20 protein-coding genes are annotated in these 19257 nt (G+C 62.0%); 13 read left to right on the top strand and 7 right to left on the bottom strand.

Annotated elements, in window-relative coordinates:
- Position 1 precedes the first annotated feature (1 nt).
- From IF189_RS07705 to IF189_RS07685, 5 genes are all read left to right on the top strand, one after another.
- On the top strand, positions 2 to 301 hold the full coding sequence (locus IF189_RS07705; RefSeq protein WP_134825860.1) for a YciI family protein: 300 nt from the start codon (positions 2 to 4) through the stop codon (positions 299 to 301).
- A 109-nt stretch (positions 302 to 410) separates the two neighbouring features.
- Positions 411 to 821 (top strand): translation initiation factor 2, encoded by a 411-nt coding sequence (locus tag IF189_RS07700; protein WP_085710407.1) that lies wholly within the window; start codon positions 411 to 413, stop codon positions 819 to 821.
- A 7-nt stretch (positions 822 to 828) separates the two neighbouring features.
- A complete protein-coding gene (locus tag IF189_RS07695; RefSeq protein ID WP_085710405.1) occupies positions 829 to 1506 on the top strand; it encodes a response regulator transcription factor in 678 nt (225 codons plus the stop codon).
- A gap of 142 nt (positions 1507 to 1648) precedes the next feature.
- Entirely contained in the window at positions 1649 to 2098 is a 450-nt protein-coding gene (locus tag IF189_RS07690; protein WP_134825859.1) for an LTXXQ domain protein, read from the top strand.
- Positions 2099 to 2266: 168 nt separating this feature from the next.
- Positions 2267 to 3607 carry a sensor histidine kinase gene (locus tag IF189_RS07685; RefSeq protein ID WP_134825858.1) on the top strand — a complete coding sequence of 447 codons (1341 nt, stop codon included), beginning with the start codon at positions 2267 to 2269 and terminating at the stop codon, positions 3605 to 3607.
- 14 nt (positions 3608 to 3621) lie between these two features.
- Here IF189_RS07685 and IF189_RS07680 read toward each other — a convergent pair whose 3' ends face one another.
- On the bottom strand, positions 3622 to 4188 hold the full coding sequence (locus IF189_RS07680; protein WP_119430020.1) for a nitroreductase family protein: 567 nt from the start codon (positions 4186 to 4188) through the stop codon (positions 3622 to 3624).
- 121 nt (positions 4189 to 4309) lie between these two features.
- Between IF189_RS07680 and IF189_RS07675 the strand changes: the two genes are divergently transcribed.
- Positions 4310 to 5764, top strand: coding sequence for a TrkH family potassium uptake protein (locus IF189_RS07675; protein ID WP_134825857.1), 1455 nt, complete (start codon positions 4310 to 4312; stop codon positions 5762 to 5764).
- Here IF189_RS07675 and IF189_RS07670 read toward each other — a convergent pair.
- Positions 5721 to 6782, bottom strand: coding sequence for an AraC family transcriptional regulator (locus IF189_RS07670; protein WP_205884480.1), 1062 nt, complete (start codon positions 6780 to 6782; stop codon positions 5721 to 5723). The two genes, IF189_RS07675 and IF189_RS07670, sit on opposite strands and share 44 nt — an antisense overlap.
- A gap of 167 nt (positions 6783 to 6949) precedes the next feature.
- Here IF189_RS07670 and IF189_RS07665 point away from each other — a divergent pair, with 167 nt between their 5' ends.
- Positions 6950 to 7261, top strand: a complete 312-nt coding sequence (locus IF189_RS07665) for a DUF962 domain-containing protein (RefSeq protein WP_119430022.1) — start codon at positions 6950 to 6952, stop codon at positions 7259 to 7261.
- Positions 7262 to 7285: 24 nt separating this feature from the next.
- Complete coding sequence (locus IF189_RS07660) at positions 7286 to 7876, top strand: HD domain-containing protein (RefSeq protein ID WP_134825856.1); 591 nt, start codon at positions 7286 to 7288, stop codon at positions 7874 to 7876.
- Positions 7877 to 7891: 15 nt separating this feature from the next.
- Here the strand turns inward: IF189_RS07660 and IF189_RS07655 are convergent, their stop codons facing one another.
- Positions 7892 to 8707 carry a UDP-2,3-diacylglucosamine diphosphatase gene (locus tag IF189_RS07655; protein WP_134825855.1) on the bottom strand — a complete coding sequence of 272 codons (816 nt, stop codon included), beginning with the start codon at positions 8705 to 8707 and terminating at the stop codon, positions 7892 to 7894.
- A 132-nt stretch (positions 8708 to 8839) separates the two neighbouring features.
- On the opposite strand from IF189_RS07655, the gene IF189_RS07650 reads away from it, so the two are divergent.
- Positions 8840 to 9604, top strand: a complete 765-nt coding sequence (locus IF189_RS07650) for a helix-turn-helix transcriptional regulator (RefSeq protein ID WP_134825854.1) — start codon at positions 8840 to 8842, stop codon at positions 9602 to 9604.
- Between the two features lie 72 nt (positions 9605 to 9676).
- On the top strand, positions 9677 to 10570 hold the full coding sequence (locus tag IF189_RS07645) for a DMT family transporter (RefSeq protein WP_085710393.1): 894 nt from the start codon (positions 9677 to 9679) through the stop codon (positions 10568 to 10570).
- Here IF189_RS07645 and IF189_RS07640 read toward each other — a convergent pair.
- A complete protein-coding gene (locus IF189_RS07640) occupies positions 10564 to 10851 on the bottom strand; it encodes a SelT/SelW/SelH family protein (protein ID WP_134825853.1) in 288 nt (95 codons plus the stop codon). The genes IF189_RS07645 and IF189_RS07640 overlap by 7 nt on opposite strands.
- Before the next feature lie 71 nt (positions 10852 to 10922).
- On the opposite strand from IF189_RS07640, the gene IF189_RS07635 reads away from it, so the two are divergent.
- Positions 10923 to 13112, top strand: a complete 2190-nt coding sequence (locus IF189_RS07635) for a patatin-like phospholipase family protein (protein WP_192553082.1) — start codon at positions 10923 to 10925, stop codon at positions 13110 to 13112.
- A 6-nt stretch (positions 13113 to 13118) separates the two neighbouring features.
- Here the strand turns inward: IF189_RS07635 and IF189_RS07630 are convergent, their stop codons facing one another.
- From IF189_RS07630 to recQ, 3 genes are all read right to left on the bottom strand, one after another.
- Positions 13119 to 14924 (bottom strand): FimV/HubP family polar landmark protein, encoded by a 1806-nt coding sequence (locus IF189_RS07630; protein WP_192553081.1) that lies wholly within the window; start codon positions 14922 to 14924, stop codon positions 13119 to 13121.
- 127 nt (positions 14925 to 15051) lie between these two features.
- Positions 15052 to 15486: a MarR family transcriptional regulator gene (locus IF189_RS07625; RefSeq protein ID WP_065260957.1), complete on the bottom strand. Its 435-nt coding sequence runs from the start codon at positions 15484 to 15486 to the stop codon at positions 15052 to 15054.
- A 134-nt stretch (positions 15487 to 15620) separates the two neighbouring features.
- A complete protein-coding gene (gene recQ, locus IF189_RS07620) occupies positions 15621 to 17750 on the bottom strand; it encodes a DNA helicase RecQ (RefSeq protein WP_134825850.1) in 2130 nt (709 codons plus the stop codon).
- 277 nt (positions 17751 to 18027) lie between these two features.
- Between recQ and IF189_RS07615 the strand changes: the two genes are divergently transcribed.
- Both IF189_RS07615 and IF189_RS07610 read left to right on the top strand, forming a co-directional pair.
- Positions 18028 to 18615 carry a YecA family protein gene (locus IF189_RS07615; RefSeq protein ID WP_085710385.1) on the top strand — a complete coding sequence of 196 codons (588 nt, stop codon included), beginning with the start codon at positions 18028 to 18030 and terminating at the stop codon, positions 18613 to 18615.
- Between the two features lie 10 nt (positions 18616 to 18625).
- Positions 18626 to 19021, top strand: a complete 396-nt coding sequence (locus IF189_RS07610; protein WP_065260960.1) for a YbaN family protein — start codon at positions 18626 to 18628, stop codon at positions 19019 to 19021.
- Positions 19022 to 19257: the final 236 nt, after the last annotated feature.

Genomic DNA, 19257 nt, shown 5'->3' with positions numbered 1-19257 from the left:
CATGCTCTACGCAATCATTGCCACCGACGTCGCCAACTCCCTGGACGCGCGCCTCGCCGCCCGCCCGGCCCACCTTGAACGCCTGCAAGTGCTCAAGGGCGAAGGCCGCATCGTCCTGGCCGGCCCGCACCCGGCGGTCGACAGCAATGATCCGGGCGCAGCGGGTTTCACCGGCAGCCTGATCGTTGCCGAATTCGACTCCCTGGCCGCCGCGCAGGCCTGGGCCGACGCCGATCCTTACATCGCCGCTGGCGTCTACGCCAACGTTGTCGTGAAGCCGTTCAAGCAAGTCCTGCCGTAATCCTTCCCCGCGCGATGAACCTTGTCGGTTCATCGCGTTCTCAATCGCTCATTATTCTCGTTTGCCGGCCGACAACCTGCCCAATATCCATTTGGTAACAGGAGTCGCGATGCGCAAGGGTCCGTTGTGTCTGATGCTGGTCACGTTGTCGATCATGGCGCCCGCCCATGGCGAAGAAAGCACCGAAAGCGGCAATTCCACGCCGCTTTCGTTGAGCGCCGGCAGCCAGATCACCGAGTTGCAGCAGCGCCTGAAGGCCAGCGAGCAGCAGCGGGAAGAACTGAGCAAACAACTGCAGAATGCCGATAACACCCGCGAAAGCGCCCAGCTTGCCCGGTTGCGCCAGGAGAACCAGCGCTTGAAGCTGCAACTCAAGGAAGCCCAGGCCAGCCCGCTGCCGCGCCTGCTCACCGAACAGCAGCAATGGTTCGTCACCGGCGCCGGGGTAGCGCTATTGGCCCTGCTCTGCGGTATCTTTGCCAGTGGTGCAAGTCGAAAACGTCGACAATGGCTAAATTGAGTGAGTCATGAGCGAGCTGTTACTGATTGATGATGACCAGGAGCTGTGTGAGCTTCTGAGCAGTTGGCTGAGCCAGGAAGGCTTTCAGGTCCGTGCGTGCCACGACGGCCAGAGCGCCCGCAAGGCTTTGGCCGAATCCGCCCCCGCCGCGGTGGTGCTGGACGTAATGTTGCCCGATGGCAGCGGTCTGGAACTGCTCAAGCAATTGCGCAGCGAACACGCCGATCTGCCGGTGGTGATGCTTTCGGCCCGTGGCGAACCGCTGGACCGGATCCTCGGTCTGGAACTGGGTGCGGACGATTACCTGGCCAAACCCTGCGATCCGCGAGAGCTCACCGCCCGCCTGCGCGCCGTGCTGCGTCGCAGTCATCCGGCCGCCGTGTCGACCCAGCTCGAGCTGGGCGATCTGAGCTTCAGCCCGGTACGCGGCGTGGTCAGCATCGACGAAAAGGAATTCACCCTTACCGTTTCCGAAAGTCGTCTGCTCGAAGCTTTACTCAAGCAGCCGGGCGAGCCGCTGGACAAACAGGAACTGGCGCAGATCGCCCTCGGCCGCAAGCTGACACTGTACGACCGCAGCCTGGACATGCACGTCAGCAACCTGCGCAAGAAGATCGGCCCCCACGCCGACGGCCGCCCGCGCATCGTGGCCCTGCGCAGCCGCGGCTACTATTACAGCCTCTGAATCCTCCGTACGCAGACGCTTTGTCAGTTCGATGACAAAGCGTCTTTACCCAAGCTTTACCCAGCGCTGACCGCCGCTGACCTTGATCTCCGTAATCTGTACTCATCCGGAACGTACCGGGAACGAGACAAGGAGATACACCATGCGCAAGACTCTTATCGCTCTGATGTTCGCTGCCGCTCTGCCAACCGTCGCCATGGCCGTGCCGCAAGATGGTGGCCCGATGGGTGGGCCGGACGGCGGCTGGAGCCACGGCGGTCAGATGCACCGCATGCACGGCAAAGGCCCGTACAGCCAGCTGGACCTCTCCCGTGAACAGCGCGAGCAGATCCGCAAGATCATGGGCGAGCAGATGCACGAACGTAAGCAGACGGTCGAAAAATACCTGGAGAAACTCTCGCCAGCCGACCAGAAAGCCATGAAGGACGAGATGGCGGCCAACCACAAGAAAGCCGAATCCGATGTCCGCGCCGTGCTGAAACCGGATCAACAGAAGAAATTCGACGAGATCCAGAAGAAACAGGCCGAGCGTCGTGCTGAATGGGCCGAGTTCAAGGCCTGGAAAGCGCAACAGCCACAAAAGGCGCAATAATGTAATGACCCGACGGTTCAGACCGTCGGGTCTTTTTATACCCAGTCCAATGTGGGAGCGAGCTTGCTCGCGATAGCGTTATGTCAGACAGCTCAGCTTTGTCTGATACACCGCTATCGCGAGCAAGCTCGCTCCCACAGGGTTTTGTGTTTGTTCTGAGGAATCATTGTGCGTTCATTGTTCTGGCGTATTCTCGCGAGCTTCTGGCTGGCCATCGCTCTGGTTGCGGGGCTTTCCATCCTGCTGGGGCACATGCTCAATCAGGACGCATGGATCCTCAGCCGCCATCCGGGCCTGAACACGCTGGCCGCCGACTGGACGCAAACCTACGAATCCCAGGGCGAGGACGCCGCTCAGGACATCCTCCAGCAGCGCAAACGCCAGTATCACATCGACGTCCAGGTGCTGAACGAAAGCGGCGACCCGGTGGTGCGCGGCACCTTCCCCCGTCGCGCGGCCGCCTTCGAGGCACGGCAGAACAACGATGACCGACGCCTGCCCTGGCGGCGCCTGACCGATGAGTTCACCAGTGAAAAGACCGGTGACACCTACTTGTTCATCTATCGCATCCCGCACCCGGAACTCGACGCCTGGCACCGTGAAAGTCTGCTCTGGCCATTGAGTGCGCTGGGGATCGCGCTGGTGGTGCTGACGCTGTTCAGCCTTTTGGTGACACTCTCCATCACTCGCCCGCTCAACCGCTTGCGCGGCGCAGTGCACGATCTGGGGCAGACTACCTATCAGCAGAACAGCCTGGCGAAACTGGCCAACCGCCGCGATGAGTTCGGTGTGCTGGCCAACGACTTCAACCGCATGGGCGCACGTCTGCAAAGCCTGATCGGCAGCCAGCGCCAGTTGCTGCGCGACGTGTCCCACGAATTGCGCTCCCCGCTGGCGCGACTGCGCATCGCGCTGGCACTGGCGGAGCGGGCGAGCCCGGAAGAACGGGAAAAACTCTGGCCACGCCTGACCCGCGAGTGTGACCGGCTGGAAGCGTTGATCAGTGAAATCCTGGTGCTGGCGCGGGTCGATGCCGACAATGCCAGCGCCGAAGCCGTGGATCTGAATGCCCTGCTGGGCACTCTGCAAAAAGACGCGCAACTCGGCTCCCCGGAGCAGACCGTACGCCTGGAAGCCGAACCGCAGCTCAATCTGACCGGCTGGCCGACCATGATCGAACGCGCCGTGGACAACCTGCTGCGCAATGCCCAGCGCTTCAACCCGGTGGGGCAGTCGATCGAAATGCAGGCTTCACGTCAGGGCGAGCGAATCGTGGTCAGCGTGCGCGACCATGGCCCGGGGGTGCAGGCCGAGCATTTGAGCCAGTTGGGCGAACCGTTTTATCGGGCGCCGGGGCAGACCGCTGCCGGGCACGGCCTGGGCCTGGCGATTGCCCGGCGGGCAGCGGAGCGCCATGGCGGGACGCTGGTACTGGCCAATCACCCGCAGGGCGGGTTTGTGGCCAGTCTTGAGTTGCCGCTGGAGCCGGGTGCGATTGTCCAGCCCTGATGGGGTTTTCAGTGTCAGGCTTTACCCGGCCAGGCACTGACAAACTCGGCCAGATCAACCTTCTCCGCCACTCGCGGTTCTTTCTGCGGCGTGCCGAGGTACAGGAAGGCAATCACCTCTTCGTCGTCCGTCAGGCCCAGGCCTTTGGCGACGTGTTTCGAATAAGCCAGATCACCGGTGCGCCACACCGCGCCAATCCCCTGCGCGTAGGCCGCCAGCAGAATCCCGTGGGCGGCGCAGCCTGCGGCCAGCAACTGTTCGGCCTTCGGGTATTTGACGTGATCCTGCAATCTGGCGATGACCACGACCACCAGCGGCGCCCGCAGCGGGCCGTTACGGGCCTTGTCGATCATCGCTTCGGTGACTTCGCCTTCCTGCATCTGCGCCGCTTCAGCCAGCAACTCGCCCATCTGCTCACGCGCCGCGCCTTCGACGGTCAGGAAACGATACGGCTGCAAATGGCCGTGATCCGGTGCACGGGTCGCGGCGGCAAACAGCACTTCGCGCTGTTCGGCGGTGGGGGCCGGGTCGATCAGTCGTGGAACGGAAACACGGTTGAGCAAAGCGTCGAGAGCCTGCATCGGCCACCTCCTGAAAAAAATGTCCGGCTATTCTAGCTGCAAGTGATCCGGCCGCGTCGGTTTACATGCCTTGCCCCGCAGGTAGAATGGCGCCTTTCCCACATCAGCCCGAGCGGACTTCATGGCGTTGCCGACCTTACGGATCATTGGTTTCATCATCGGCATCTTCCTGATCACCCTGGCCATCGCCATGGTCGTGCCCATGGCCACCCTGGTGATTTTCGACCGCACCGGCGACCTGCCGTCGTTCCTCTGGGCGAGCATGATCACCTTCGTCGCCGGCCTGGCGCTGGTGATTCCGGGACGCCCGGAACACATTCACCTGCGCCCCCGCGACATGTACCTGCTGACCGTCACCAGCTGGCTGGTGGTGTGCATTTTCGCCGCGCTGCCGTTTCTGCTGACCCAGCACATCAGCTACACCGACTCGTTCTTCGAAAGCATGTCCGGCATCACCGCTACCGGTTCGACCGTTCTCAGCGGCCTGGACACTATGTCTCCCGGGATCCTGATGTGGCGCTCGCTGCTGCACTGGCTCGGCGGCATCGGCTTCATCGGCATGGCGGTGGCGATTCTGCCGCTGCTGCGCATCGGCGGCATGCGTCTGTTCCAGACCGAGTCCTCGGACCGCTCGGAAAAGGTCATGCCCCGTTCGCACATGGTGGCGCGGCTGATCGTGGTGACCTACATCGGCATCACCATTCTCGGCAGCCTGGCGTTCTGGTGGGCCGGGATGAGCCCGTTCGATGCGATCAACCACGCGATGTCGGCGATTTCCACCGGCGGGTTCTCGACCTCCGACCAGTCCCTGGCCAAGTGGACGCAACCGGCGGTGCACTGGGTCGCGGTGGTGATCATGATCCTCGGCAGCCTGCCGTTCACCCTGTATGTGGCCACGTTGCGTGGCAATCGCCGGGCTCTGATCAAGGATCAACAGGTGCAGGGTTTGCTCGGCATGTTGCTGGTGACCTGGCTGGTACTCGGCACCTGGTACTGGTGGACCACCGACCTGCACTGGCTGGACGCGCTGCGCCATGTGGCGCTGAACGTGACCTCGGTGGTCACCACCACCGGTTTTGCCCTGGGTGACTACAGCATGTGGGGTAACTTCTCGCTGATGCTGTTCTTCTATCTGGGCTTTGTCGGCGGCTGCTCCGGTTCGACGGCGGGCGGGATCAAGATCTTCCGTTTCCAGGTCGCCTATATCCTGCTCAAGGCCAACCTCAATCAGCTGATTCACCCGCGCGCGGTGATCAAGCAGAAGTACAACGGCCATCGCCTCGACGAAGAAATCGTCCGTTCGATCCTGACCTTTTCGTTCTTCTTCGCCATCACCATCTGTGTGATCGCCCTGCTGCTGTCGTTGATCGGTGTGGACTGGATGACGGCGCTGACCGGCGCGGCCAGTACCGTGTCCGGCGTCGGCCCGGGGCTGGGTGAAACCATCGGGCCGGCGGGCAACTTCTCGACCTTGCCGGATGCGGCCAAGTGGATCCTGTCGTTCGGCATGCTGCTCGGCCGACTCGAGATCATTACGGTGTTTGTGCTGTGTATTCCGGCGTTCTGGCGTCACTGATCGCGTTCGGCGCCTCCAGCAGACGCGCCCGGTAATCACCGGGCGTGGTGTCGAACCAGCGGCGGAAGGCGCGGAAGAAATTGCTCGGGTCGGCAAATCCCAACAGATAGGCGATTTCCAGCAAGGTCATGCTTGGCTGCGCCAGGTATTGCTCGGCGAGTTCTCGGCGGGTGTCATCCAGCAATTGCTGAAAACTGGTGCCCTCCTCCTGCAGACGCCGTTGCAGGGTGCGCTGGGACAGGTGCAGGGTCTGCGCCACCGTATCGCGCTTGGGCTCGCCCTGGGGCAGCAAACGACACAACACCTGGCGTGCCTTGTGGGTCACGCGGCTTTCGGAAAACCTTGCCAGATATTCCCCGGCAAACCGGTCGTGCAGCAACGCCATCGCCTCGTTGGCGGTGGGCAGCGGCGCTTCCATGTCGGCGCGTTCGAAGATCAGCGCGTCATACGGCGCGTTGAACACCAGCGGTGCATGAAAGGCCTGTTTGTAGGGTTCAAGATCATCGGGTTCATCGCCCTGCACCAGCACTTTGCGCGGGTGCAACGTGCGCCCGGTCAACCAGCCGCACAGCGCCAGCGCGCAGGCCAGCGAGGCTTCGGCACTTTGCCGGGTCGGCGGCAGATGATCGCCATGCACCGTCAGGATCAGCGCATAACCTTCGTCGAGCAGGCGAAAACTCAAGTCGGCACTTTCGGCAATGATCCGCTGATACCGCACCAGTCGCTGAAAGCCTTCGGCCAGGGTATTGCTGGACATCAGCGCGTAGCCCGCGACATGGAACGAGGCCGGTCGCACCACCTTGCCCATGTTCAGGCCGATCGCCGGGTTGCCGGACAACTCGACCGCCCGTTGCCAGAGTCGGGTCATGGAGTCCTGCGGGAAGCGTGCGTCCGGATCCTCCAGCGCCGCGTAATCAAGCCCCAGTTGCCTGAACAGAACCCGACAATCCAGGCCGTCCATTTCCAGTGCCTTGACAATCCCCATTGCCCAGCTTGCAGATGTCGTACGTTCGCTCATGGCGTTTATTCTTGGATGACATGGTGAGCCGCATACTACGGCCGATTTCCCAAGGATAGTAAAGTGGCGCCGATTGTCACTGGCCGACGCCATTGTTCACTCTAGACTCAAATAAGCTACCCGCCGAACAACTTGCAATCAGAACAATAACCACAGAGATCGCAGTCGTGGAAACCATCAGACATTTCAACAGTTTCGCCGAGTTCTATCCGTACTACCTCAGCGAACACAGCAACAGCACCTGCCGTCGCCTGCATTTCATCGGCACGACACTGGTGATCTTCATTCTCGCCATGACCATCGCCAAGGGCGCCTGGCTGCTGTTGCTGGCCCTGCCGCTGGCCGGTTACAGCTTCGCCTGGGTCGGTCATTTCTTTTTCGAGAAGAACCGGCCGGCGACTTTCCAGCATCCGTTCTACAGCCTGCTGGGCGACTTCGTCATGTACCGCGACATGATCCTGGGCCGCGTGGCGTTCTAGAAACCCTGACCAAGAGAATTGCCGATGAATGTCACTGCCCGTTTCACCCACATGAAGGATGGTACGCAGGAAGACTGGGCGATCATCGCGGCGGATTTCAGCGCCTATGCCCGTCAGTTGCCCGGCCGGATCATGGCGCATCTGAAACTGCTCGAAGGTGATTTCGGCGGGTTCCCGGTGGATCGCCTGACCCATTCGCTGCAGACCGCGACCCGTGCCCATCGCGACGGGCGCGACGAGGAATACGTGGTCTGCGCCCTGCTCCACGACATCGGCGACACGCTGGGCTCCTACAATCACCCGGACATCGCCGCCGCCATTCTCAAGCCGTTCGTCAGCGCCGAGAACCTGTGGATGGTGGAAAAGCACGGGATCTTCCAGGGCTACTACTTCTTCCATCACCTGGGCATGGACCGGCACCTGCGTGAGCAGTTCAGCGGTCATCCGCAGTATCAGGCGACCGCGGAGTTCTGCGCGAAATATGACGCAGCGGCATTCGACCCGGACTACGACACCCTGCCGCTGAGCTACTTCGAACCGATGATGGAACGGCTGTTCGCCCAGCCCAGGAATTCCATCTACAAAGCCGCGATGGAGGAACACTCCCCGGCTTGAGTTGATTTGAAAAACTCAGGCCAGCTCGGCAATCTTGGCCGCTTTCAGCTCTGCCTCCCGCGCCTGCGCATCCGCCAGGCGATACAGCTCGATCGTGCCGTCCCAGTGTTCGATCAGCGCCGTGCACGACTCCACCCAGTCACCGCAATTGAGGTAATCCACCTCGCCGACCTTGCGGATCTCGGCATGGTGAATGTGCCCGCAGACCACCCCGTGCAACTCGCGCTTCACACACTCGTGGGCGATGGCTTCTTCGAAGTCGCTGATGAAGCTCACTGCAGTCTTCACCTTGTGCTTGAGGTAGGCCGACAGCGACCAGTAGCCATAACCGTATTTCGCCCGCCAGTGATTGAGCCAGCGGTTGAGGGTCAGGGTGAATTCGTAGGCCGAATCGCCGAGGAACGCGAGCCAGCGGTGATAACGGGTGATCACGTCGAACTGGTCACCGTGAATCACCAGCAGATGCCGGCCATCGGCGGTGACGTGCACGGCTTCGTCGACCAGCTGGATGTTGCCCAGGATCAGCTTCGAATAGCGCCGCAGGAATTCATCATGGTTGCCGGTGACGTAGATCACCTCGGTGCCGCGCTTGCTCATGGTCAGCAAGCGACGGATCACGTTGGTGTGCGCCTGCGGCCAGTACATGCCGCTGCGCAGTTTCCAGCCGTCGATGATGTCGCCGACCAGGTAGATCTTGTCGGCGTGATAGCCCTTGAGAAATTGCGACAGATGCTCGGCCTGGCAATCCCGCGTGCCCAGGTGCACGTCGGAGATCCACAAGGTGCGAACCCTTTGTTTACGGCTGGGTCTGGCGAGCTCGGCGCTGGTCATGGGCAACCCTCTGCGATGTTTTCGCCACTGTGCGCGAGCCCGGTTAATCGACCATGACAGGTGTGCGTCAGTCTTGTGACAAACGCGGCGCTCTCGCGCCGGTGTAGACTGGCGTCTCGCCCGGAGACCGCCATGCAACCGATCCTGACCCTGCGCCATTACACCCACGACCTGATCGTCCACAGTCACGACCACGCGCAACTGGTGTTCGGCCTGTCCGGTGCGCTGGATTTCGAGGTCGAAGGGCACGGCAGTCAGGTCTTGCAGCAGAGTTTCGTGGTGATTCCTTCCGGTGCGCATCACGCCTGCGGCAGCCCCAAGGGCAGCCGCTGTCTGGTGCTGGATGTGCCCGACGAGCAATGGCTGGCCCGTTCGCTGGGCGATCACGCCGAGGCCAGCCGCCGTCTGCTGGATAACACCGCACGCCTGTCGCTAAATGCCGGCCAGGGCCAACTGGTCAATTGGCTGGCGAACAGCCCGGTGGACGATCCACTGATTGCGCAGCAAGGTGCGGTTCTGTTGCTGGCGAGCCTGAATCACGCGCAACCTGCCGAAGTCTGCGCCCGTCGCCTGCCCTACGCGGCCCTTGATGCGCACATCGAGCAATACGCGGCCTATCCGCTGCAAGTCGCGGATCTGGCGCGCATCGCCGGATTGTCCAGCGCCCGCCTGCATGCCCGGTTCGTCGCCGAATGCGGGCAAACGCCCATGGACTACATTCGCAGTCGACGACTGCACAAGGCCGTCGCGCTGTTGCGGGAAACCACGCTGCCCATCGGTGAAGTGGCCAGCCGCGTCGGTTATGGATCGCAAAGTGCGTTCTCGGCCGCCGTCCTGCGCGAGTTCGGGACCTCTCCTACACAATTGCGACGCGAGGCTGACGACAAAAGTCGATAGTCTGCCGACAGACTTTTCGGCCGCCACAGGCTTCAATGTGTGTCTGAAATGGTGTTTGGAAAAAGGACCGCAATGACTCCCCGTACCGCCCTTGGCGCCCTGCATATTGGCGCATTGATGTTCGGACTCACCGGCGTCTTCGGCAAACTCGCCGCCGCAACCCCGGCGGTCATTGTCTTTGGACGGGCCGCGTTTGCCGTTCTTGCGCTGGCGTTTTTCGCCCGTTTCGCCAGTCAGCACGGCTGGCAAAAACTGCAGGCGGTGGATTGGCGACGCCTGGCCCTGAGCGGGGTATTGCTGGCCGGCCACTGGGTGAGTTTCTTCATTGCGGTGAAAGTGGCCGGCGTCGCGGTGGCCACCCTGGGTTTCGCCAGTTTCCCGGCCTTCACGGTAATTCTTGAAGGGCTGATCTTCCGCGAACGTATCCGCGCCAACGAAATCATTCTGGTGGCACTGGTCAGTGTCGGTCTGGTGCTGGTGACCCCGGCGTTCGACCTGGCCAGCGGTGCGACTACCGGATTGCTCTGGGCGATCCTGTCCGGCCTGCTGTTTTCCCTGCTGTCGCTGACCAACCGCGCCAGTTCCGGGCGCATTCCGGCGGTGCAGGCAGCACTGTGTCAGAACGTGGTGGTGGCGTTGTGTCTGCTGCCGGTGGCGGCGCCGCAGCTGAGCGAAGTCCGCGCCATCGACTGGTTGTGGATCGCCCTGCTCGGGGTGTTCTGCACCGGCGTCGCCCACAGCCTGTTCGTTGCCAGCCTTGCGGTGATCAAGGCGCGCACCGCCGCGGTGGTGTTCGCCATGGAGCCGGTGTACGGCATTACCGTCGCGTGGCTGCTGTTCGATGAAAATCCGACCCTGCGAATGCTGGTCGGTGGCGCGCTGATCATCGTCGCCATCGTGGTGTCGAGCCAGATGTCAGGCAGCGCCAGCAAAAAAACGGTGGAGGCCGAGGCCGCGTCTCACTGAGTGCGGTCGTTGTGGCCGAGGTCGCGGTCAGGGTCGATCTGGTCGCGTACCCGTTGTTTGAGCACCTTGGCCTCGGGGAAACCACCGTCGGCCTTGCGCTCCCAGATCTGCACGCCGTCGCAACTGATGTGAAAGATCCCGCCGGTGCCCGGCACCAGTGACACCTTGCCAAGGTCATCGCCAAAGGTGCTGAGCAGCTCCTGCGCCAGCCATGCGGCGCGCAACAGCCACTGGCATTGCGTGCAATAGGTGATGACGATTTCCGGTTTTGTCGCGGTCATGATCGCTGAAACTCCTGAGCCAGAGGGCGCCGCTATAATAGCCGGCTTTAACGCTCGCCCCGAGACTCACAATGCGTCGTCTGCTGATCTGCCTTTTGCTTGGTTTCCTTCCGCTGTTCGTTCATGCCAGTGAAGCGCCGCGACCGAAAGTCGGCCTCGTGCTGTCCGGTGGCGCGGCCCGTGGGCTGGCACACATCGGCGTGCTCAAGGCGCTGGAAGAGCAAGGTATCAAGATCGATGCAATTGCCGGTACCAGCATGGGCGCGGTGGTCGGTGGGCTGTATGCCTCGGGTTACAAGATCGACGAACTGGAAAAACTCGCCCTGAACATCGACTGGCAGCAGGCCCTGTCCGATGCGCCGCCTCGGGAAGACGTGCCGTTTCGGCGCAAACAGGATGACCGCGACTTTCTGGTGAAGCAGAAACTGAGCTTTCGCGACGACGGCAGTCTCGGTTTACCGCTCGGAGTAATTCAAGGGCAAAACCTGGCACTGTTGCTGGAAAGCCTGCTGGCCCACACCAGCGACACCCGTGATTTCGACAAGCTGCCGATCCCGTTCCGCGCCGTGGCCACCGACATCGCCAACGGCGAAAAAGTGGTGTTTCGCAAAGGCCACCTGCCCCAGGTGATCCGCGCCAGCATGTCGATCCCGGCGGTGTTCGCCCCGGTCGAACTGGATGGCCGACTGCTGGTGGACGGCGGCATGACCGATAACATTCCTCTGGATGTGGCCCGGGAAATGGGCGTCGATGTGGCCATCGTGGTCGACATCGGCACCCCGCTGCGCAACCGCAAGCAACTGGCCACCGTGGTCGATGTGCTGAACCAGTCGATCACCCTGATGACCCGGCGCAATTCCGAAGAACAACTGGCGGCGCTGCACCCGAACGACGTACTGATCCAGCCGCCGCTGGCCAGTTTCGGCGCCACCGATTTCGGTCGCGCCGAGGAAATGATCGATGCCGGTTATCGTGCAGCCAAGGCCCTCGACGCCCGCCTCGCCCGTTTGAAACCCGCAGAATCTCAGGACGCCGAGCTCAACGCTGCCCGCGCACCGGGCCAGCGCACGCCGATCATCACCGCGATCAAGGTCGAGAATGACTCGAAAGTCGGCGACGACGTGATCCGCTACTACATCCGCCAGCCCATCGGAGAGCCGCTGGACCTTGGGCGCCTGCACTCGGACATGGGCACCCTGTACGGCCTGGACTACTTCGAACAGGTGCAATACCGCGTCGTGCACAAGGGCCAGGAACACACACTGGTGATCAGCGCCCGAGGCAAGCGCAGCGGCACCGATTACTTGCGGGTGGGCTTGAACCTGTCGGACGACATGCGCGGCGACAGCGCCTTCAACCTCGGCGCCAGCTACCGCATGAACGGCATCAACCGCCTCGGTGCCGAATGGCTGACCCGGGCGCAGATTGGTGACAAGCAGGAACTCTACACCGAGTTCTACCAGCCGCTGGACGTCGGCTCGCGTTACTTCGTCGCGCCCTATGCGGCGTTCGAAGCGCAGAACGTCGACTCAGTGCTCGACAACGATCCGATCGCCCAATATCGGGTGGAACGCTACGGCTTCGGCCTCAATGTCGGCCGCCAGATCGGCAATAACGGCGAAATCCGCTTTGGCGTCGGCGAGGCCTGGGGCAAGGCTGACGTACGGATCGGCGATCAGAATCTGCCGAGCGAACACTTCAACGAAGGTTTCTATGCGTTGAAATATTCGTTCGACTCACTGGATAACGTGTACTTCCCCCATGACGGCAAGGACGTCAGCCTGACCCTGATGCAATTCGAACCGAGCCTGGGTTCCGACACGCGCTACCGGCAGTGGGAATTCAAACTGGACAAGGCCATGAGCAGCGGCCCGAACACGCTGATTCTAGGCGGGCGTTACGGGCGCACACTGGACGATGCCAATGTGGTGACGTCGAGTTTCCTGCTCGGCGGTGCCCGGCAGCTGTCCGGCTTCCGCGAAGATGCCATCTCCGGGCAGAACGTCAGCCTGATGCGGGCCGTGTACTACCGCCGCCTGACGCCACGCGCCTACCTGCCGCTGGATTTCCCGCTGTATGCCGGCGGCTCGCTGGAGCGCGGCCGGGCCTGGAACAACGACAACGAGTTCGACAGCGGCTACATCAACGCGGCCAGCGTTTTCATCGGCTTTGACACACCGCTGGGGCCGCTGAATTTCAGCTATGGCCTCAACGATGCCAACGAACAGGCGGTTTATCTGAATCTGGGGCAGACCTTCTGAACCGGATCAGCGAATCCCCGCCAACAGGGTGCGGGCGGTTTGCCTGAGCGGCTCGTCGCCCTCTTTCAGCAACTCATTGAGCAAGGCGATCGCACTGTCGAGGTCGCCGTCGTCGATGCAGGTCTGGGCCTGTTCGAGCTTGCCGGCGTTGGCGGCTTCTGTCGGATCCGGTTCGGGCTCCGGCGCCTGCAGGTCCAGCGGTTCCAGGGCCAGTGACTGACCGGGATCGCCAAACTCGTTGAGAAAGTCCTCATCGATAGCCTGAACTTCCGGCTCGGCGATCCACTCCAGCTCTGTCGTTTCAACGTCATCGCTGGCGGTTTGCGGCAATTCGAAATCCTGCGGCAGGACTTGCAGGCTCGAGCCCAGTGCCGATGGCGCCGAGGACTGTGGGTCCATTGCCGGGCGACTGTCTTCCAGATCCCAGCTGGAATCCATCGACAGTTGCTCCAGATTCAGCTCGAAATCATCTTCGGCCAGCGGTGTTGTGGGTGCGGCCTGCTCAACGGGTAACGCGGCAATGACCGGAGCCGCCGCAGCCAACGGTTCAGTCCTGGCCAGTTTCGGATATCGGGCGCGGATCTCGTGCAACCGCTGCTCCTCGACACCGAGCTGGCGCAAGTGGTTTTCCTGTTCGTCATAGGCCGCCTGATCGCCTTGGCGCCCCAGCACCTCGAGCAACTGCACGCCGAGATCAATGCGCTCCGGTTCTTTTTGCAAGGCGTCGCGCAGCAATCCAAGCGCTTCGCCCAGTCGTCCGTAGGCCAGATAAATGCCCACGGCTTCCAACACATCGCCGTTTGTCTGTTCGTCTCGATGCTCGACGGCGCCATGGGCAGCATTCGGATGAACATGCTCGCTGTCATTGAGCTCTGGTTCGCTTCGCTGCGGCAGCACGCGTGCCGGCACGTCCGGGATCACTGCCTGCTGACGTCGGCGGCGAACGATCAGCCCGGCCACCAGCCCACCCAGTAACACCAGCAAGCCACCGAGCAATGGCCAACTGACGGAGTCTTCTTGATTCTCCGCCGGCGCAATGACCGGCGCCGGGATCGAAGCAGGCGCCGCCGGGGCTGCGGGCGCCGGAGGTGCCTGCTGAACCTGTGCGAGATGCGCCTGCAGATCGGCCAGCTGTTTCTTGCCGTCGGCGATTTGCACATCCTGCGCCTGAAGCTTCAGGTTCAGCTCATCGATGGTTTTCTGCAGTTGCTGGTTCAGCAGCACACTGGCCGCCAGCTGTTCCGCTTGCGCGTCGTTGGTCGCGGCCGTTTGAGGCGTCGGCGCGGCCGGTGCTGCAGCAGGTTTGTTCTGGGGGGTGGCGGCAGGCGCCTCGGGCGTCGGAAACTCCGAAGACTGCGCATGCACATCAGGTTCGTCGGTGGCCGGCACGATGCCCGGCGAACCCGGCGGATCGATCAGCACCGTGTATTCGCGCAGCACGTGGCCGTTGGGCTGATTGAGCTGCACCAGGAAATTCAGGAAAGGTTCGTTGACCGGTTTGGTCGAGGTCACCCGGATCAGGTTGCGACTGCCATGCAGGATCGGAGTGAATTTGAGGTCGTTGAGAAAGAACACCCGCTCGACCCCGGCGCGGCCGAACTCGTCCGCCGAGGCCAGGCTGGCCGAAAGCTCGCCGGCACTGAGCCCTGCGGCGTCCACCAGGGCGATGTCGGCCTTGAGCGGCTGATTGAGCGCTGAATGCACGGTGATGTCACCGAGACCCAGCGCCAGTGATGCCGTGGACCAGGTGAATACACCGGCCACCAGCAGCGAATTGGCGCAACGCAGTACTACGTGCCGACTGTCGAGCATGAGCATCCCTTAAATAAGCAAAACCGACTTCTATGGGTTCGCACATCCGGTACGAACACGATATTGCCCAGTAGTTCTTATAGTCTGCCCAGCGCGATCCCTCAAAAAAACGGCACGTCGTTGTGCCTCAAGATTTTTCCAGGTTGGCCAGAATATGCCCGTGAACCCGCATGCACACCTTCATGTCAGCCTCATCGATGCCCTCGAACAACTCCTTGCGCAGTTGCGTGGCGATGGTTTCGATCTGTTCGATCAGCGGGCGGGCCGGAGCACACAGCACAATCTTCTTTGCCCGGCGATCTTCCATCACGGACTGGCGTTGCACCAGGCCCTGGCTTTCCAGGCTGTCGAGCAATCGTGCGAGGGTCGGTCCTTCGACGCCGACGCTTTGCGCCAGCTCCCGTTGGGTCGGCGCCTCTTCGAAGCGAGCCAGATGCAGCAGCACCAGCCAGCGTGCCTGGGACAATCCCAGGCCGGCCAGCCGACGATCCAGTTCGGCACGCCAGCCACGGGACATCTGGGCCAGTTGCATGCCAAAGCGGTGTTGATCGGTTAACGGCATAAAACACTCATGGTTAGTCTGAAGAAATAGAGAAAAACTAATTATTAGTCAGCTAAGCATGACATTTGGCTATAGGCAAGAGCTGCCCTGTACTGAATCGTTACATCCGTATAACGGTTTGTGTAAGCAAATGCTCACATCTCGAATTCAGATTGCAGCGCAGCCCTTACGCAATACAGCACACCTTCCGGTACGCGACCGGCAAACAGCTCCGCCACTTCAGCGACCGACGGCAACTCGCCTTCGCCGTCGAGGAACGCGTCCTGGACTTCGCCCATCAGGTCCTCCGGCAAGTCCAGCGCCTGTTCCAGCGACAATTGCTGCTTGCCGATGGCTTCAGCAAGCATGGTGTAGACGTTCTTTTCCGAGCACTGCAACTGACCGGCAATCTGCAGCGGCGTCATGCCGGCACGAGCCAGGGTAATCAGCTCGTGGCGCACGTCGGCCACCACTTTCGGCGCCTCGGCCTCGCCGCCCAGCACCTCGAGGAAGGCCTCGCCGTAGCGCTCCAGCTTGCGTGCGCCGACGCCGCTGACCCGGGCCATGTCCGCCAGCGAAGTCGGCTGGCTGCGGAGCATTTCCAGCAGGGTCGAATCGGGGAAGATGACGTACGGCGGCACACCATGTTCTTCCGCCAGTTTGCGCCGCAGGGCGCGCAAGGCTTCCCACTGTTCGCGTTCTTCGCCACGCACCAGCTGGCTGGCCTGGCTCTTGCTGCCGCTCTTGGCGGTGATTTGTGGCTTGAGGTCGCGGCGCAGTTCCAGGCTCACCTCGCCCTTGAGCAGCGGCCGGCACGTGTCGCTCAGACGCAGCCCGCCATAGCCTTCATGATCGACGTCCGCCAGACCACGGGCCACCAACTGGCGGAACAGCGAACGCCATTCGCTCTCCCCCAGTGCCTTGCCCACGCCGAACACCGACAGGTGCTGATGGCCGAAGCTGCGAACCTTTTCGTTGTCCTTGCCCAGCAGCACGTCCACCAGATGACCAACACCGTAACGCTGGCCGGTGCGATAGATCGCCGACAGCGCCTGACGCGCAGGCTCGGTGGCGTCCCAGGTCTGCACGCCGTCGATGCAGTTGTCGCAGTGGCCGCAAGGCTCCGGCATGTCTTCGTCGAAATACGCCAGCAGCGCCTGACGGCGGCAGCGGGTTTCTTCGCACAGCGAGAGCATGGCGTCGAGCTTGTGCTGCTCCAGACGCTTGTGGCGTTCGTCGCCTTCGGAGTTCTGCAGCATCTGCTTGAGCATCACCACGTCCTGCAGACCGTAGGCCATCCACGCATCCGCCGGCAGACCGTCACGGCCACCGCGTCCGGTTTCCTGATAATAGGCCTCGAGGGATTTCGGCAGATCGAGGTGAGCGACGAAACGCACGTTGGGTTTGTCGATGCCCATGCCGAACGCCACGGTGGCGACCATGATCAGGCCTTCCTCGTTGAGGAAGCGCTTCTGGTGGTAGGCGCGCAGATCGCTGGGCAGACCGGCGTGGTACGGCAGCGCCGGGAAGCCCTGTTCGGTGAGAAACGCGGCCACCTCTTCCACCTTCTTGCGCGACAGGCAGTAGACGATGCCGGCATCGCTGCGCCGCTCGGCGAGGAACGCCAGCAACTGCTTGCGCGGCTGCTCCTTGGGCACGATGCGGTAGAAGATGTTCGGCCGGTCGAAGCTCGACAGGAAACGCTCGGCGTTCTGCAGGTGCAGACGGGTGACGATTTCTTCCCGGGTGCGCTTGTCGGCGGTGGCCGTCAGGGCGATGCGCGGCACGTCGGGGAACATTTCCGCCAACTGGCCCAGTTGCAGGTATTCCGGGCGGAAGTCATGGCCCCATTGCGATACGCAGTGCGCTTCGTCGATGGCGAACAGGGCGATGTTCAAGCCTTGCAGGAACGACAGCATGCGCGGCTGCACCAGACGCTCCGGCGCCAGGTAGAGCATTTTCACTTCGCCGCGCTTGATCCGGTTGGCGAGGTCGCGCTGTTGCTCGGCACTCAGGGTGGAGTTCAACGCGGCCGCCGCCACGCCCAGCTCTTCGAGGGTGGCGACCTGATCGTCCATCAGTGCGATCAGCGGCGACACCACCACCGCCAGGCCGTCGCGCAGCAGCGCCGGCACCTGGAAGCACAGCGACTTGCCGCCGCCGGTCGGCATCAGGACAAGGGCATCACCGCCACTGGCCACGCGCTCAATGATTGCACCCTGACGGCCACGGAAACTGTCGTAGCCGAAGATGTCCTTGAGGACGCGTTGAGCCTGTTCGAGCATAAAAACTCCAAAAATCCACCGAAACATCCCTGCACAGGCTGGTTCAAGACAGCCGAGGCTGCTTTAAACAAAACGTAAGGGCGCATTGCATGACGCCGTACAGATTCAGCCGCGACACCGGCAGGGATCGCAAAGCGCGGCAGTATACCCGAGCCCTCCCCGGCAAAGGGCACCGCCGATAAGAAGCTTGAGCGGGCAAATCTGCCGTGCGGCTGGCTTGAGGGCTCAAGAAGGCCTAGAATTCCCGCATTGTTTATTCCCCCAAGGTAGCCCTTTAATGTCCTTCGCCGAGCAACTAACCCGCCTGCAAGTCTTCCTCGACGCCGACGAGCTGCATGAAGAGGCGCTGGACTACGTGGCCGCTCACGGTTACCTGACCGCGCTGTCGATCTGCGCCGACGTGGTGCCGGACCGTGAGTGGATCGACGCCCTGTTCGCCGAAGAGCCTCACTACAGCAGCGAAGCTCAGCGCGAAGAGATCGAAGCCACGCTGATCGGCCTCAAGGCCCACATCGCTCGCCAACTGGCCTCCGACGAAGAATTCGAGCTGCCATGCGAGCTGGACCTGGGCGACGAGCCGGACGATTCCGAACTGCGCGGCTGGTGCATCGGCTTCATGGAAGGCGTGTTCCTGCGCGAAGCGGCCTGGTTTGAAACCGCCGAGGAAGAAGTCAGCGAAATGCTCCTGCCGATCATGGTCGGTTCGGGCCTGTTCGACGAACAGCCTGAGTTCGAAGACATCGCCAAGGACGCCAACCTGATGGACGACATGATCGTGCAGATCCCGGAAGCCCTGACCGCGCTGTACCTGCTGTGCCAGGCGCCTGACGAAAAACCGGCGATCCTCAAGCCACGTCACCACTAAGATCCGGCCTATGGACAACCCCATAGGCAACCGCCCCCTGATGTTGCGCTACATCCTGCTGGCCATCGGCTGGCTCAGCGTGGCATTGGGGGTGATCGGGATCTTCCTGCCTGTTCTCCCCACTACTCCCTTCCTTTTGTTGGCAGCCGCCTGCTTCGCGCGCAGCTCCCCGCGTTTTTACCAATGGCTGGTCGAGCATCCCCGGCTCGGGCCATGGATCCGCGATTATTTAGACGGCAACGGCATTCCGCTCAAGGGCAAGGTCTACGCGATCGGGCTGATGTGGGCGAGCATTCTGTTCTCGTGCTACCTGGTGCCGCTGCCGTGGGCGCGGGGGTTCATGTTGACCAGTGCGGTGTTGGTGACGGTTTATATCTTGCGGCAGAAGACGTTGCGCAAGTCCTGACGAGTGGGGCCGGCGGAGTCAAGTTTTATCAATCTGACGGCCTGTTGAACAGTGTTTAAAAGCATGTCCATAAAGCCACGCCACCTTGCGCCTTTGCCTACGCATCCGCCAGAATCCGCCGGCTTGTGCGCCTTGGGGGCGGGTTCTATTGTTTGGCGGTCGCTGAAAATCAGCGATCGGGTTTAGCGATCCGGCTCCAGACAGACGCAACAATGCCCACTCTCAACTGCAGACTC

This window comes from Pseudomonas sp. IzPS59 (genome assembly GCF_014863505.1).
GTDB classification, from domain to species: domain Bacteria; phylum Pseudomonadota; class Gammaproteobacteria; order Pseudomonadales; family Pseudomonadaceae; genus Aquipseudomonas; species Aquipseudomonas kribbensis.
Note: the sequence above shows the minus strand (reverse complement) of the source record. Positions and strands in the feature narration are given on the sequence as shown.

Coding starts and splice junctions, on each gene's coding strand:
- IF189_RS07675 (WP_134825857.1), top strand. CDS start 4,310: ATGGCGTTGCCGACCTTACGGATCATTGGTTTCATCATCGGCATCTTC.
- IF189_RS07680 (WP_119430020.1), bottom strand. CDS start 4,188: ATGCAGGCTCTCGACGCTTTGCTCAACCGTGTTTCCGTTCCACGACTG.
- IF189_RS07650 (WP_134825854.1), top strand. CDS start 8,840: ATGCAACCGATCCTGACCCTGCGCCATTACACCCACGACCTGATCGTC.
- IF189_RS07625 (WP_065260957.1), bottom strand. CDS start 15,486: ATGCCGTTAACCGATCAACACCGCTTTGGCATGCAACTGGCCCAGATG.
- IF189_RS07690 (WP_134825859.1), top strand. CDS start 1,649: ATGCGCAAGACTCTTATCGCTCTGATGTTCGCTGCCGCTCTGCCAACC.
- IF189_RS07610 (WP_065260960.1), top strand. CDS start 18,626: ATGGACAACCCCATAGGCAACCGCCCCCTGATGTTGCGCTACATCCTG.
- IF189_RS07660 (WP_134825856.1), top strand. CDS start 7,286: ATGAATGTCACTGCCCGTTTCACCCACATGAAGGATGGTACGCAGGAA.
- IF189_RS07640 (WP_134825853.1), bottom strand. CDS start 10,851: ATGACCGCGACAAAACCGGAAATCGTCATCACCTATTGCACGCAATGC.
- IF189_RS07670 (WP_205884480.1), bottom strand. CDS start 6,782: ATGAGCGAACGTACGACATCTGCAAGCTGGGCAATGGGGATTGTCAAG.
- IF189_RS07615 (WP_085710385.1), top strand. CDS start 18,028: ATGTCCTTCGCCGAGCAACTAACCCGCCTGCAAGTCTTCCTCGACGCC.
- IF189_RS07705 (WP_134825860.1), top strand. CDS start 2: ATGCTCTACGCAATCATTGCCACCGACGTCGCCAACTCCCTGGACGCG.
- IF189_RS07700 (WP_085710407.1), top strand. CDS start 411: ATGCGCAAGGGTCCGTTGTGTCTGATGCTGGTCACGTTGTCGATCATG.
- IF189_RS07645 (WP_085710393.1), top strand. CDS start 9,677: ATGACTCCCCGTACCGCCCTTGGCGCCCTGCATATTGGCGCATTGATG.
- IF189_RS07695 (WP_085710405.1), top strand. CDS start 829: ATGAGCGAGCTGTTACTGATTGATGATGACCAGGAGCTGTGTGAGCTT.
- IF189_RS07630 (WP_192553081.1), bottom strand. CDS start 14,924: ATGCTCGACAGTCGGCACGTAGTACTGCGTTGCGCCAATTCGCTGCTG.
- IF189_RS07655 (WP_134825855.1), bottom strand. CDS start 8,707: ATGACCAGCGCCGAGCTCGCCAGACCCAGCCGTAAACAAAGGGTTCGC.
- IF189_RS07635 (WP_192553082.1), top strand. CDS start 10,923: ATGCGTCGTCTGCTGATCTGCCTTTTGCTTGGTTTCCTTCCGCTGTTC.
- recQ (WP_134825850.1), bottom strand. CDS start 17,750: ATGCTCGAACAGGCTCAACGCGTCCTCAAGGACATCTTCGGCTACGAC.